The sequence below is a fragment of the Ruegeria sp. BC1 genome, assembly GCF_056539305.1.
This window is the reverse complement of sequence record NZ_JBQFUT010000001.1, coordinates 216698-231958: the sequence shown is the minus strand read 5'-3', so window position 1 is coordinate 231958 and position 15261 is coordinate 216698. Positions and strand designations below refer to the sequence as shown.

The window sequence follows — 15261 nt, the reverse complement described above, 5'->3', positions numbered from 1 at the left end:
TGCGGCTGCATTAAGCCAAGGTAAGCCCTGTCATGCGCACGATCATTTCTTTTGCCGCCCTTTTTCTTTCGGTCATTCTGTTGCAGCTTTCGACAGGCGGTGTTGGCCCATTGGACGCAATTTCCGGGCTGACACTGGACTTCACAACCGAACAAATCGGTCTGTTGGGATCGGCTCATTTCATCGGGTTCTTTGTCGGATGCTGGTGGGCGCCGCGACTGATGGGCAGCGTCGGTCATTCCCGCGCATTTGCCGTGTGCACGGCCTTGGGGGCTATGGGCCTGATCGGGCACACGCTGACTGACAACCCCTATATCTGGGCCGTTTTACGGATCGCGTCAGGCACGTGCGTCGCGGGTAGTTACACGGTGATCGAGGCATGGTTGAACGCAAAGGTCACCAACGAAACCCGTGGCCGGGCGATGGGTACATACCGCATTGTCGATATGGGCGCCTCGCTGGCGGCGCAGTTGATCATCGCAGTGCTGCCCCCTGCATCCTATGTGTCCTATAACCTGCTGGCGATCCTGTGCTGTGCCGCTCTGTTACCGCTGACTTTGACACGGGCCACCCAGCCAGAAACACCCGACGCCCCTCGCCTGCGCCCAAAACTGGCCTGGCGCAGTTCACCTCTGGCCGTGGCCGGTGTGATCGTGGCCGCGTTAAGCTCGGCATCCTTCCGAATGGTTGGACCTGTATACGGGCAAGAGGTCGGACTAGGCGTGGATCAGATCGCCTTCTTCCTGGCCTCGTTCGTATTGGGCGGTGCACTTGCGCAATATCCAATGGGTTGGCTGGCCGACAAATATGACCGGCGATGGGTGCTGATCTGGTTGTCTGTCGCCGCCGTCATGAGCTGCGGAGTAACCATGGCAGCCAGTGGCACGGGAACCCTCGGCGTCATGCTGGCCGCAGGGCTGTTCGGGTTCACGACATTCCCGATCTTCTCGGTTTCGTCTGCGCATGCCAATGACTTTGCCACCACCGAACAAAGGGTCGAGTTATCCGCCGCTCTGATGTTCTGGTATGCGCTGGGAGCGATTGCTTCGCCCTACGTCTCGTCGACACTGATCCAGCAATTTGGCCCCGGGGCGTTGTTCGCCTTTGTCGCGATTGGTCATGTTTTCCTGATTGGTTTTGGTCTGGCCCGGATGCGGTCGCGTCCCACCCCCGAGGATCGAACAAACTACGTCTACGCGCCTCGGACCTCGTTTACTATTGGCCGGTTGTTGAAGCGGTCGCGCGAGGAGCAATAGAAAATGGGCCGGGTAAATCCCGGCCCATTATTTGTTAGTGTTCTGTCCGCGGTTCCTTTTCAACCGCTTCGATTTCGTCCGCTGGCTCGACTGTCGGCTCCAGCGCGCCATTCACGACGCCTCCAACACCGTTTTCCATCGACAATCCAAGCTCTTCACCCAGCTTCTTAAGCGCTGGCATTTGAACCGCCATTCCCATAATCGAATCCAGCGCCTGATTGACCACCGGCTTGTCGCTGTTCGCAGCGCTACCACCCTGTGCGCCACCAATACCTCCGACCTGATGGATCTTGATCGAGTCGATCTTCTCGGCCGGCTTGACCATTTCCGAGATGATCGACGGCATGGTTTCGATCCGGGCCATGTCGACCTTCATACGGATCTGCTCGGGTGACAGAGCGTTGTCCGCCTCGACAATCGCACGCTTACCTTCGGCTTCCGCCAGCATGTCGTTCTTCTTGGCCTCGGCACGAATGTTCAACGCGTCCGCTTCGGCCTGTGCTTCCTCGCGACGGGCTTCGGCACGGTCGGCGGCAGCCTCTTTCTCGGCCTGCGCAGACAGACGGATTGCGGTCGCCTGACGTTCGGCTTCACGCGTTGCCTCGATCAGAACGATCTGCTTTTGACGCTCGGCTTCCGCAACCTGGCGGGCGGTTGCCACGGCTTCGGTCGCCTTGGTCGCTTCGGCACGGGCCAGATCAGCAGATGCACGTGCGCGGCTTTCCTCTTCGGATTTTTGCGCGATGATGATTTGACGTTCCTGCTCGGCCACTTCCAGCTCGCGCTCTTTCGAGATTTCGGCCTCGCGGATTTTACGCTCACGCTCAATTTCGGCGGCACGGATAGCTTCCTCACGGGCGATCCGGGCACGCTCGGTTTCTCGCACCGAGTCTTCGGTCCGCGCAGCAATTTCGGCCTCTTGCGCAACGCGCAGGGTCTCAACTTGTTGCGTTTGCTCGATGCGGGCCTGCTCTTCGTCCTTTTCGATCGCCAGCTTCTGGCGCTGGGCTTCCATCGCCGCACGGCGCACTTCCACCTCGGCCTCGGCGTCAATCTGCGCGCGCTCTTTCTTCGAGGTCGCAATCACCTCAGCCAGCTTGCGCATACCAACGGCGTTAAAGGCGTTGTTCTCGTCCAGCGCCTCAAACGGTGTCTGGTCCAGCGCGGTCAGCGAGACGGATTCCAGCGACAGGCCGTTTTTCAGCAGATCTTCAGACACTGCATTCTGCACTTCTTGCACAAAGTCCGCACGGTTTTCATGCAGCCCGTCCATGGTCATCTGCGCGGCCACGGCTCGCAGACCGTCAATCAGCTTACCTTCGATCATCTCGCGCAGCTGTTCGACGTCAAAAGTACGATCACCAAGCGTTTGAGCCGCCCGTGCGATGCCCTCTTCCGTCGCCATGACCGAGACGTAGAACTCGACGCCCACGTCGACACGCATCCGGTCCTTGGTGATCAAGGCAGCTTCGCCGCTGCGCTGCACTTCAAGGCGCAGGGTTTTCATGTTGACGGGGCTGACTTCGTGAAGCAGCGGCACAATGATGACACCGCCATCCATGATGACTTTCTTACCGCCCGCACCGGTTTTAACCAAGCTGATCTCTCGCGTTGCGCGGCGGTAGAGTCGGCCAAGCACAAGACCTATAAACAAAAGTACCGCTAGAATGGTCACAACTGTGACAGCTAGGAATGTAAGTTCCATGCAAAATCCTCCGTGATGGGGTTAGAAATTTTTGTTATTCGGACAAGCCGACCAGAACGAACCGGTCACGCCGTCGGTCGCGCAGCACAAGAACTTCGGTGCCTTGTTTCAGCGAGTCCTTATCCTGCAGCGGCTCGGCGCGCAGGTAGTGAGAGTTTCCAAATCTGTCGGTTACTCTGACTTCGGCCGGGCGCCCGCGCGAGGCGGTGCCTTGAGTGACCACACCGCGACGGCGGGCCAGCATCCGTTCGGACATCGCTTCGGTTTCGGTTTTGGGCAGCAGGCGGGCGAATACCTCGCCAAAGCCACGCGCAAACCATAGTCCAAAGGCGCCTGCGGGGATCGCCGCGATCCAACTGGGCAGGTCAAATCCCAGCAAGTCGCGCAGCGCCAGTTGCAGGCCAATACCGCTGAGGCCGAACCCGGCCAGCAGCACGGCCAACCAGATCAAAAAGGGTACCTTGCCAATCCCAAGCCAGGCCAACGGCCCCGCCGGAGCGACCCCAGGTGCGTCTGGTTCAACATCTGCCAGTTCGAATTCGCCCAGATCGACATCCGCGTCGATATCCAGGTCGAAATCTGCGACATCCAGATCTGGGGCATCGACCATGTCCAGATCAACCTCGCCCTCTCCCGCCATCAGGCTTCCGCCCAAAATCAGCGCGACCAGTTCCAAGCCCAAAAGGCCGAACAACAGCGCAAGCGAAATGGTAAAGGGCACAAAGGCACCCTCGAGCAGAAAGCTGAACATCAGCAGATTGTCCCCGTTATTGTATACTTTGGTATGCAATTCAGATGGGAAGTCATGTTACATAATTCAAGAGGTTGTGATTCCAAATTTCAACCTATGGGTAGTGTGACCGTTCGGTAGAATGCAATCTGAAAGGTCAACGCGGCAGGTTTTTCCCAGGCAACGTTGTCGAAAGTGACGCCGAATTAAAAGCCGGGCTTTTGCAATTTGAATACATAGGGTAGACGGGCGCGCAGACAGATACGTGGAAACGGAACATGGCTCGAATTCTCATCACCTCGGCGATCCCATATATCAACGGGATCAAGCACCTCGGCAATCTGATTGGCTCGCAATTGCCTGCCGATCTCTATGCGCGCTATCAGCGTGGCCGGGGGAATGAGGTCATGTTTCTTTGCGCCACTGACGAACACGGCACACCTGCAGAACTGGCGGCGGCCAAGGCTGGCAAGCCAGTGGCCGATTACTGCGCCGAGATGTATGATATTCAGGCCGATATCGCCAACCGCTTTGGTCTCAGCTTCGATCACTTTGGCCGCTCGTCCAGCGAACAGAACAAGGTGTTGACGCAACATTTTGCGGGCAAGCTGGATGATGCAGGGTTAATCCGCGAAGTCACCGAAAAACAGGTCTATTCCAATGCCGACGGCCGGTTCTTGCCGGATCGCTATATCGAAGGCACCTGTCCCAATTGTGGCTATGAACGCGCACGCGGCGATCAGTGCGAAAACTGCACCAAGCAGCTGGACCCGACCGATCTGATCGAGCCACGTAGCGCGATCAGCGGCTCGACTGATCTTGAGGTGCGTGAGACCAAGCACCTTTATCTGCGTCAGTCGGCGATGAAGGATCAGCTGGACGCATGGATCGACAGCAAAACCGATTGGCCGATCCTGACCACCTCGATTGCCAAGAAGTGGCTGCATGACGGTGACGGCCTGCAAGATCGGGGTATTACCCGTGATCTGGACTGGGGTGTCCCAGTCAAGAAAGGCGATCAGGATTGGCCCGGCATGGAAGGTAAGGTCTTCTACGTCTGGTTCGACGCCCCTATCGAATACATCGCCTGCGCCAAGGAATGGGCCGACGCCAACGGCAAGCCGGACGCTGACTGGGAACGCTGGTGGCGCACCGACAAGGGCGCGGATGACGTGCGTTATGTGCAGTTTATGGGCAAGGACAACGTGCCCTTCCATACACTCAGCTTCCCGGCCACCATTCTGGGTTCAGGCGAGCCGTGGAAAATGGTCGATCACCTGAAGTCCTTCAACTACCTGAACTATGACGGAGGCCAGTTCTCGACCTCTCAGGGTCGCGGCGTGTTCATGGATCAGGCACTAGAGATTCTGCCTGCTGATTACTGGCGCTGGTGGCTGCTGAGCCATGCGCCCGAAAGCAGCGACAGCGAGTTCACGTGGGAGAACTTCCATCAATCGGTCAACAAAGACCTCGCCGACGTTCTGGGCAACTTTGTCAGCCGTATCACCAAGTTCTGCCGTTCGAAATTCGGTGAGGCCGTGCCCGATGGTGGTGAATATGGCGCGCGCGAACAGGAATTGATCGCAGAATTGAGCAAACGCGTCCGTGCCTATGAGGCGCATATGGAGGCGATGGAAGTTCGTAAATCCGCCCAGGAATTGCGGGCAATCTGGGTTGCGGGCAACGAATACCTGCAGGCCGCCGCGCCTTGGTCAACTTTCAAAGAAGATCCTGAACAAGCCGCAGCGCAGGTCCGTCTTGGCCTGAACCTGATCCGCCTTTACGCCGTGCTAAGTGCACCGTTCATCCCCGAGACCTCGGCCAGAATGCTGAGCGCAATGAACACGCTGGACACCGGCTGGCCCGATGATGTGGCCGCTGCGTTGAACGCTCTGCCCGCCGGACACGCGTTCACGGTTCCAGACGTGCTGTTTGCTAAGATCACCGATGAACAGCGCGAAGACTGGCAAACCAGATTTGCCGGAACCCGCGATTGAACCTGAACTAAGCATTATGAGCTGCCGGGGGCCTTCACGGCCCCCGTTTTCGTTTCCGAAGTCTGATTTTAAGGCTATATCATCCAACTTACCGGCCTAAGTTGGCCTGTCACCGAGAAAATTTCTGCGCATCCGCAGCAGCAAATCGTATTCAACAAGCTTGAGATATAGTCGCAAAACGGCCATCCTGATCCGGAATTCAATCGACTCGTCCAGGCGGCCGAACCGCCTTGGCACAAAATCCGTAGAATTAACGAGGCGCCTGCCATGTCCCCTGCATTGAAGAATTTCTATTTCCGTCCCAATAGACCAACTCGGGCGTTTGCCGCATTGGTCTGTCTGGGCATGGCACAAATGGCTTTGGCTCAGGATCAAAGCGACGCGCCACCGCCGAAAGTCTCGATTGCAGCGGCCTACACAGAGGAAATCACGGATGAAGCCGTTTTCATCGGCCGCGCTGAAGCGATTGACAAGGTCGACATCGTCGCCCGGGTCAACGGTTTTCTGGAAAGCCAGGATGTTGAGGATGGCGCGCTGGTTGCCAAGGATGACCTGCTGTTTACCATTGAGCCCGATCTTTATGAAGCAACGCTAGAGGCCCGAAAAGCTGACCTTGACCGGGCCCAGGCAAATCTGGAACTGGCCAAAGTCGACTTGGCCCGGAAGGAAGAGCTTTACAAACGTGATGCCACGCCGGAATCGGAACGCGACATTGCCCGCGCTAATGAATTGGTCGCAGAGGCCGAGGTAAAAGCAGCAAATGCAGCGATCCAACAAGCTGAACTGGACCTGAGTTATACCAAAATCCACGCGCCCTTTGACGGGCGCATCGGTCGCGTCACGACAAGTGTCGGCGACGTGGTGGGGCCGACGAACCCACCGCTTGTCAATTTGGTGAGTGAAGCGCCTATCTATGTGAATTTCTCATTGAACGAAAAGCAGTTCACCACAGTTCTTCAACAAGTTGGCGAGAACCCTTCATCCCTTGCCGAAAGCGACAAAAGCCCGAATGTGCATTTGACGCTGCCCAATGGCACTCAATTGGATGAAACCGGTGAAATTGTGTTTGTTGACAACCGCATTGATCCTTTGACCGGTGCGATCACCGTCCGAGCGGAGTTCGCCAATGCCAACCGTCTGATCATCGACGGTCAGTTCCTGAGCGTACAGATCGAAGCATTGGAACCGACACTGCAGGTTTTGGTTCCACAAGCTGCGCTTCAGCGTGATCAACGTGGAGAGTTTGTATTGGTCGTCAATGACCAGCAGATGGTGGAACAGCGCTATATCACCACCGGCGACACTGTAGGAACGGCCATCATAGTTACAGATGGGTTGCGCGAAGGTGAAAGCGTTATCGTCGAAGGCCTTCAAAGGGTCCGCCCCGGTGTCGCTGTCGATGCCGTCGTGGCGTCTGAGCAGCCGGGAGAGTAACCGATGTTCTCTGCCCTGTTCATCAGCCGGCCCAAGCTGGCGCTCGTTATTTCGCTTGTCCTGACCATCATGGGCGGCATCGGCTATCTGGTTCTGCCAGTGGCCCAGTTCCCGGATATCACGCCGCCGGTGGTCAGTGTGACCACCACCTATACCGGTGCAAACGCCGAGACCGTGGAAAACACCGTCGCCGCACCGATCGAGGCGCAGGTGAATGGCGTGGACGACATGATCTATATGACGTCCACCTCGTCTGATAATGGTTCTTACTCACTGAATATTACGTTCGAGGTCGGTACCGACCCCGATATTGCGTCGGTCAACGTACAAAACCGTGTGGCGCAGGCCATGTCTTCGCTGCCGACCGAGGTGACGTCCTCGGGCGTGGTCACGCAGAAGGCGTCGACCAACATGCTGTTGCTCGTGACGCTGACCTCGCCCAACGGCACTTATGACAGCGTGTTTCTGTCCAACTATGCCTCAATCAATTTGAAAGACGCGCTTGCGCGGGTTCAGGGCGTTGGCAAGGCCGATGTCTTGACCAACCTGGAATACGCGATGCGGATCTGGATGGACCCCGACCAGATGGCAGCCTTGTCCATCACACCCGGTGATGTGATCAATGCCATCCGTGAACAGAATATCGAGGTATCGGCTGGCTCAATCGGTTCACCTCCAGTGCCGGAAGGCCAAACCTTTCAATACACCATCAAGACCAAAGGCCGCCTGACCTCAGCCGCCGAGTTCGGTGACATTGTCATCCGAACCGGGGATGCGGGCTCGATCGTACGGGTAAAAGATATCGCGCGCGTCGAGCTGGGTGCGCAGTTCTATTCCGCTTCGGGCTATTTTCAGGCCGTCCCAGCGACTGTTATCGGCATTTATCAGGCCCCGGGGGCCAATGCTCTGGCCGTGTCAGAACGGGTTCAGGCAGAGCTTGAACGCCTGTCTCGATCCTTCCCGACCGATGTTGAATATCAGGTTCCGTTCAACACTACCGATTTTGTGGAACAGTCCCTCAGTGACGTCGTCACGACCCTGATCATGACATTTACGCTGGTGATCACAGTCGTATTCATCTTCTTGGGCAGTTGGCGCGCGACGATCATTCCGGCCGTCGCCATCCCGGTCTCACTGATTGGTACGTTTGCGTTCCTGCTTTTGTTCGGTATGTCGCTGAACACCATCTCGCTGTTCGCGCTGGTGCTGGCCATCGGGATCGTAGTTGATGACGCCATCGTCGTAGTCGAAAACGTCGAACGGATCATCGCAGATGAAGGGTTGCCCCCTGCCGAAGCGACCCGCAAGGCCATGGCTCAGATCACTGGTCCAGTCATCGCGACGACACTGGTTCTGCTGGCTGTGTTCGTTCCGGTGACCTTCATGCCCGGCATCTCGGGGCGGCTGTATTCTCAGTTCGCCGTGACCATCTCAACCGCTGTTGTGATTTCTTCGATCAACGCGCTGACCCTGTCGCCAGCTCTGTGCGGACTTGTTTTGCAGGCACGCTCTGGCCCGCCCAAGGGACTGCTGGCTGTATTCGAACGGTTCATTGGATCGGTGCGCAGTGGCTATGTCGCCATCGTGCGAAAGATGCTGATCATTCCTGTGATCTCACTGGGCATCATCGTCGCCCTTGCTATGGGAACGGGAACCATCATGTCGAACACCTCCAGCGGATTTATCCCGCTTGAGGATAACGGCTATCTGTTCGTGGATATCCAGTTGCCTGACGCTGCAACGCTGGAACGGACCGAGACGGTTTCCGCCCGCGTTGACGCCCAGATACGAGAGATTCCCGGCGTTGCCAGCACCGTGCTGGTTAACGGTTTCTCGTTGCTCAACGGTACGACAACCAACGGCGCGGCGATCTTTGTGAACCTCGAGAACTGGGATGAGCGTCAGGACGAAGACCTAAGCGCCAATGCAATTCTGGCCAAGGTTCTGGCCATTTCCAATGCGGAGTCTGCCGCTTCGATCGTGGCCTTTAACCCGCCACCCATTCAGGGTCTGGGTATGTCGGCTGGTGTCGAGATGGAGGTGCAGCAAACCGGGGGAGGCTCGCCTCAGGATCTGGCCTCGGCTGTTGGGTCCTTTGTTTACGCGGCCAACCAGAGACCTGAAATCGGTCAGGCATACACGACATTCCGGGCGAACGTGCCGCAGCTTTTCGTCGATCTGGATCGCGAGAAAGCCAAAACGCTGCAAGTATCCGTGGCCGAGATATTCCAGACCATGCAGGCGCAGCTTGGTTCGTATTACGTAAACGACTTCAACCTGTTCGGGCGGGTTTACCGCGTGATGATACAGGCCGATGGGTCGTATCGCGATAACGTCGATGATATCTCTAACCTCTACGTGCGCTCGACCAAGGGCGAGATGGTTCCGCTGGGAACGCTGATAGACGTGGAAAACGTACTGGGGCCGGTGCTGCTGAAACGGCATAACCTGTTCCGCTCGGCGACGGTGACGGCGGTTCCGGCACCGGGGCTGTCCAGCGGCGACGCGATCAATGTCATGACCGAGGAATCGGCAACCGCCCTGCCCCCTGGCTATGCGTTTGAATGGACTGGTACGGCGCAGCAACAGCTGGCGTCAGGCAGCCTTGTGATCGTCATCCTCGGGTTGGCGATCCTGTTTGGCTATCTGTTCCTTGTGGGGCAATACGAAAGCTGGACGATGCCGGTGTCGATCCTTCTATCGGTGATCGTTGCCCTGTTCGGGGCTGTGGCCGCTGTGGCGATCGTAGGCAGTGATATCAACCTCTATACGCAGATCGGGATGATCATGCTTGTAGGGCTGGCTTCGAAGAACGGAATTCTGATTGTCGAATTCGCGATGGAGCAACGGGCCAACGGATTGTCGATCAAAGATGCGGCAGCCGAAGCGGCATTCCAGCGTTTCCGCGCGGTGATGATGACGGCGCTGTCCTTCTTGTTGGGTGTTGTTCCGCTGCTGGCTGCCAATGGCGCGGGTGCGGCCAGCCAGAAAGCTATCGGTGTCGCTGTATTTGGCGGGATGCTTGCCGCAACGCTGGTCGGCGTTATTCTGGTGCCCGTTCTCTATGCTGTGATGCAAGGCCTGAGAGAGTGGATCAAGGGGACAAAGAACGATCCCGGACCTTCTGAGGAAACCGCATAACAAAATCGAAAGCCTCGCCAACTTGGCGGGGCTTTTTTCAAGGGCTCAGGCCGCGACAGTTTGGGCCGCGCGCTGATCCATCCAACTTTGAATGCGGGCCACCTGATCGGCGCTTAGCCGAAGCCCCAACTTGTTCCGGCGCCATACAACATCTTCTGCACTACGCGCGTATTCTTCATCCATCAGCCACTCGACCTCGCGCGCTGTCAGCGTGGCACCAAAATCTTCTCCAAGATCACCTGCAGACTTCGCATCTTTTAGAATTGAACGTGCTTCGGTGCCGTATGCGCGAACAAGACGTTCTGCCCAAGCATGGTTCAAAAAGGCGTAGTCTGCCGTCAAGCCAACGACCAGATCCTGCATACCGTCCACGGGAAAATCTCCTCCGGGAAGGGCGACTCCTGCGGTCCATGGCCCCGACAGGTTGGGGAAATGCTCGGCCACTTTTTCCATCGCGCTTTCTGCCAGTCGCCGGTATGTTGTGATCTTCCCCCCAAAGACGTTCAGCACGGGTGCCCCACCCTGTACATCCACCTTCAAAGTGTAATCCCTTGTCGCAGCGGTCGCACTGCTGGCACCGTCGTCGTACAACGGACGCACGCCGGAATAGGTCCAGACAATGTCCTCTCGCGTGACGGGTTTTTTGAAGTACTTCGTTGCAAACGCACACAAATAGTCCTGTTCCGCCTCAGTACAGACCGGAGGTTCGGCGGGGTCCGGGTGATCCTGGTCAGTGGTTCCGATGAGGGTGAAATCACGCTCATACGGTATGGCAAAGATTATGCGCCCGTCTTCTCCTTGAAAGAAATAGCACTTGTCGTGATCGAACAGCTTGCGGGTCACTATATGACTGCCGCGCACCAACCGGACGCCTTCGCGCGAGTTCACTTGGATCTTTGTCTGAATGATGTCCCCAACCCATGGTCCACCGGCGTTGATCAGCATTCTGGCTTTGACCACACGGGTTTTGTCGGTGTTCCGGTCATGGATTGTGATCTCCCACAAATTGCCAGTGCACTTTGCTGACTGAACCTCGGTCCGAACCAAAATCTTTGCGCCACGCGCTGCAGCATCGCGGGCATTTAGAACAACCAGCCGAGAATCCTCGACCCAGCAATCCGAATACTCAAAGGCGGTTTCGAACCTGTCCTGCAAAGGCTGCCCCTCTGGTGCAGTCTTCAGGTTCACAGCCGTTGTCCCCGGTAGGATTTTGCGCCCGCCCAGATGGTCATACATGAATAACCCAAGCCGGATCAGCCAGGCCGGTCTGCGCCCACGCATCCAGGGCATGACCGTGCTCAGCAGTCGTGAGGTAGGTGTTTCTGAATCAAACCGCATGTCAGCGTGGTACGGCAGCACAAACCGCATCGGCCAACTGATATGCGGCATAGCTTGCAATAAAGTCTCGCGTTCCATCAGGGCTTCGCGAACAAGGCGAATTTCGAAAAACTCAAGATACCGCAACCCGCCATGAAACAGTTTGGTCGACGCGGATGATGTTGCCGAGGCCAGGTCGTTCATTTCGGCCAATGTCACAGAAAGCCCGCGCCCGGCTGCATCCCGCGCAATACCGCAACCGTTGATGCCGCCGCCAATGACAAAAAGATCAGAAACCTGGTCGTCAGTCTGTTCCATTTACGGATGATTCCTAGCTGTGGAAACGCGCGCCTATTAACCCTATGCTTCCTCGTTTCGTCAATGTTACCTTTCGTTTTTTTTCGTTTTATCGAATTTTCAACTAATTCACTCAATGTTTTCCCCCAACCCTTGCAATATGAACCTAAAAGAACAAAAACGAATGCAATCAGTTTGGAGCATCCAGTGTCTCTTTCCTTTCGCCAGTCAGACATTTTGAACATCGCCAGACAGAACGGCCGCGTGATGGTCGATGACCTAGCCGCGCGGTTTGACGTCACCGTCCAAACCATCCGCCGTGATCTTTCCGAGCTGTCTGACATGGGCAAACTGGACCGGGTGCATGGTGGTGCTGTGCTGCGCTCGGGCGTGTCTAATATCGGGTACGAGGACCGCCGCGACCTGAATCAGGACGCCAAGGCATGCATCGCCCGCAGGTGCGCCCAGGATATCCCCGACGGAGCATCCGTGTTCCTGAATATCGGCACTTCGACCGAGGCTGTCGCACGGCAATTGCTAGACCATAAGGACATAATGGTTGTGACCAACAATATGAATGTCGCTAATATTCTGGTCGACAACACAAATTGTCAGATCGTGGTGGCAGGCGGTGTTCTGCGCCGCTCGGACGGAGGTTTAATCGGCAATCTGACCATCTCGACGATTGAGCAGTTTAAATTCGACCACGCCATCATCGGGTGCTCGGCGCTGGATACATCCGGCGATCTGCTCGATTTCGATTTTCAGGAAGTTCGGGTCAGCCAGACCATAATCGCGCAAGCCCGCCAGACCAGCCTTGTAGCTGACCATTCCAAATTCCAGCGGTCCGCACCTGCGCGCATAGCTTCCCTTTCAGAGGTGGACACGTTCTACACCGATCACGTTTTGCCAATTGATCTGACGCGAAAATGCGCGGAGTGGGAAACACGGGTAGCAGTGTGTGAATAACCCTAAGCTTTTCGCATTAAACGGGAATTCAGAAATCAATTTCTTGTCAGAAAGTCATTCATCTGACACGATCCACGCAAGCAGATATCTTTGCGCGCGAAGGGAGAGCCGGGCCATGATAGCGCTTTTGTTTGCGTTACTTACTGCCACGATGGGGCTAAATTATTACAAAAGAACAACCGCAGCCAACGTGCTGTTCTTTTTCACGCTGGCGTTGAGCGTCTACTGGTTTAAATTTCACGCCACCAGCCAACTGACAATCCAGTTGTAGGAGGCCGGAATGACACCAGAACTGTCACGAACCCTGAATGCCCTTGGCTTGCTTGTTGTCAGCCTCGTGTTGGCGTTGGCGCTTGTATACCAACTAAGGCTTTACGAACTACCCTGCCCTTTGTGTCTTTTGCAAAGGGTCGGATTTGTGGCCGTGGGTGTAGGGCTGGGTCTGAACCTTTTGTATGGGGCACGGCCACAGCATTATGCCATCATGTTGATTGCCGCTTTGTTCGGTGGCAGCGTGGCGGTCCGCCAGATATTGCTGCATATCGTCCCCGGAACCGGCCACTACGGGTCGCCGGTACTGGGTCTGCACTACTATACCTGGGCTGCGATCTGCTTTTTTCTTATCCTGCTGGGCACAGCATTCATGCTGCTATTTGACCGCCAATATACGGATGAAGAGGATGCAGAACCCCGCTTTGGTGGCAGCACATTGGCTAAGACGGCCTTTTTCATCATGATGGGTCTGGCGGCCGTGAACGCTGTATCGGCTTTGCTCGAATGCGGACCCGGAATCTGCGCAGATCCTCCGACCAGCTACAAATTGATTGACGAAATGGGCAACAACGGCTGAGGATGGGACAACCTTCCCAAAAGGAGGCACGAGCATGGGGTTATTGGGGCAGCCGCTGGGCTACTATGACTATCTGACATTCCTGGCGCTGATATTGCTGCTTGCGGCGGTGATGGCGTTGTTTCTGTTCATTATGGGATTGCCGGGGCGCATCGCGATCAAACGCAATCATCCTCATGCCGAAGCTGTCAAGATCATGGGCTGGATGGGGTTTCTGGCCATCGTTCCGTGGGTTCATGCCTTCATCTGGGCCTTCCACGACGGCACCACCGTTGATATCCGCCGTATGCCAGAAGATGAACGTGACGCCGTCCGCAAGGAAATCAAACGGCTGGGCGGCACGTTGAATGAAGAATACCGCGACCCGCTCGATCCCGACGAGTCGCAGAAGAGCTAAGGCCAAAGGAAGTCACAGAATATGTTTGTCGCCCTCGGCATTACGCTGTTCTACATCATTTTCGTCTGGTTCATTTTCTTCAAGGTAAAATGGCTAAAATTCAACATCATGTGGGGCGTCGTGTCCTTCTGGGTCGGCGCACATCTACTGTTGATCTTTCTGGTTGCGCTGCGGTTTTTTCAGCCGTTCTCGATTGACAGCCATGTGGTCCGCTCGACCATTCAGATCGTGCCGCGCCTGACCGAGCCCACTATCCTGACCGAAGTGTTGGTCGAGCCGAATACCGAGGTGAAAAAGGGCGACCCGCTCTATCGTTTCGACGACACTGTATTCTCGCTGGAGGTTGAGGAGGCTACCGCGCAACTGGTTTCGGCCCAGCAAAATGCCAAAATTCTTGAACAGGATGTCATTGTTGCCGCCGAAAAAGTCGAGCGCGCAAATGCTCAGTTGACCTATGCGCTGGCCCAACAGGCGCGCTATGAAAACCTGGTTCCGGCGGGCGGCGCACGTCAAGATGAACTGGACCGCTGGAATGAACAGGTAACCGAAGATCAGGCTCAGATCAAAGAGTCCGAAGCCAACCTGGAAAAGGCTAAACTGGCGCTGAACTCGCAGATCGACGGGGTAAATACCGGCATCCTTCAAGCACAGGCGCAGTTGGACAAAGCGCAGTATTTCCTTGATAATACAACGATCTACGCGCCCGAAGACGGCATGATCGTGTCGCAGCAGGCGCGCCCCGGCCTTGTGGTCGGCGATATCCGTCTGGGTGCGATCGCCAGCTTTGTTACCAAGGATAACCCCTATATTCTGGCCACTTACCGTCAGCAGAACCTGAAGTTCGTCGAACCGGGCCAAGAGGTTGAGGTGGCGCTTGATCTGTACCCCGGCGAAATTCTGAAGGGCAAGGTCGAGGCGATCTGGTGGGCCACCAGACAGGGCCAGTACCTGCCCTCGGGTCGCCTGCCCGGCTTTGAGTTACCGAAACTACCCGGTCGCATAGCAGTACAGATTTCCGTCGATATCCCGGACAGCCACACCTTTCCCGCAGGTGGCCACGCGGCGGTGGCAATCTATACCGGACAAGGCAAAAGCTTTGAATTCCTGCGGCGCATCAACATCCGCCTTTATTCCTTCGCCAACTTCATACGACCATTGGATATTTAAG

General features: G+C 56.3%; 12 protein-coding genes. 9 read left to right on the top strand and 3 right to left on the bottom strand.

Annotated features, from left to right (window positions below):
- The first annotated feature begins 32 nt into the window (after nt 1-32).
- Nucleotides 33-1256 (top strand): MFS transporter, encoded by a 1224-nt coding sequence (locus ACR0IY_RS01130; RefSeq protein WP_480669925.1) that lies wholly within the window; start codon nt 33-35, stop codon nt 1254-1256.
- A gap of 34 nt (nt 1257-1290) precedes the next feature.
- On the opposite strand, the gene ACR0IY_RS01125 is transcribed toward ACR0IY_RS01130, so the two are convergent.
- On the bottom strand, nt 1291-2961 hold the full coding sequence (locus ACR0IY_RS01125) for a flotillin family protein (RefSeq protein WP_480669924.1): 1671 nt from the start codon (nt 2959-2961) through the stop codon (nt 1291-1293).
- Between the two features lie 34 nt (nt 2962-2995).
- Complete coding sequence (locus tag ACR0IY_RS01120; protein WP_480669923.1) at nt 2996-3712, bottom strand: OB-fold-containig protein; 717 nt, start codon at nt 3710-3712, stop codon at nt 2996-2998.
- 257 nt (nt 3713-3969) lie between these two features.
- Here ACR0IY_RS01120 and metG point away from each other — a divergent pair, with 257 nt between their 5' ends.
- The 3 genes from metG (at nt 3970) to ACR0IY_RS01105 (ending at nt 10263) form a co-directional block, all read left to right on the top strand.
- Nucleotides 3970-5688 (top strand): methionine--tRNA ligase, encoded by a 1719-nt coding sequence (gene metG / locus ACR0IY_RS01115; protein WP_480669921.1) that lies wholly within the window; start codon nt 3970-3972, stop codon nt 5686-5688.
- 267 nt (nt 5689-5955) lie between these two features.
- Complete coding sequence (locus ACR0IY_RS01110; RefSeq protein ID WP_480669920.1) at nt 5956-7122, top strand: efflux RND transporter periplasmic adaptor subunit; 1167 nt, start codon at nt 5956-5958, stop codon at nt 7120-7122.
- Between the two features lie 3 nt (nt 7123-7125).
- Nucleotides 7126-10263, top strand: a complete 3138-nt coding sequence (locus ACR0IY_RS01105) for an efflux RND transporter permease subunit (protein ID WP_480669918.1) — start codon at nt 7126-7128, stop codon at nt 10261-10263.
- A gap of 45 nt (nt 10264-10308) precedes the next feature.
- Here ACR0IY_RS01105 and glpD read toward each other — a convergent pair whose 3' ends face one another.
- On the bottom strand, nt 10309-11898 hold the full coding sequence (glpD, locus tag ACR0IY_RS01100; RefSeq protein WP_480669917.1) for a glycerol-3-phosphate dehydrogenase: 1590 nt from the start codon (nt 11896-11898) through the stop codon (nt 10309-10311).
- A 186-nt stretch (nt 11899-12084) separates the two neighbouring features.
- Between glpD and ACR0IY_RS01095 the strand changes: the two genes are divergently transcribed.
- The 5 genes from ACR0IY_RS01095 (at nt 12085) to ACR0IY_RS01075 (ending at nt 15260) form a co-directional block, all read left to right on the top strand.
- Entirely contained in the window at nt 12085-12846 is a 762-nt protein-coding gene (locus ACR0IY_RS01095; RefSeq protein WP_480669916.1) for a DeoR/GlpR family DNA-binding transcription regulator, read from the top strand.
- A gap of 115 nt (nt 12847-12961) precedes the next feature.
- On the top strand, nt 12962-13117 hold the full coding sequence (locus ACR0IY_RS01090) for a DUF5993 family protein (RefSeq protein ID WP_480669914.1): 156 nt from the start codon (nt 12962-12964) through the stop codon (nt 13115-13117).
- Between the two features lie 9 nt (nt 13118-13126).
- Nucleotides 13127-13696, top strand: coding sequence for a disulfide bond formation protein B (locus ACR0IY_RS01085; protein ID WP_480669913.1), 570 nt, complete (start codon nt 13127-13129; stop codon nt 13694-13696).
- Between the two features lie 34 nt (nt 13697-13730).
- Nucleotides 13731-14093 carry a DUF3302 domain-containing protein gene (locus ACR0IY_RS01080; protein WP_480669911.1) on the top strand — a complete coding sequence of 121 codons (363 nt, stop codon included), beginning with the start codon at nt 13731-13733 and terminating at the stop codon, nt 14091-14093.
- 21 nt (nt 14094-14114) lie between these two features.
- Complete coding sequence (locus tag ACR0IY_RS01075; protein WP_480669910.1) at nt 14115-15260, top strand: HlyD family secretion protein; 1146 nt, start codon at nt 14115-14117, stop codon at nt 15258-15260.
- The last annotated feature ends 1 nt before the right edge of the window (nt 15261 follow it).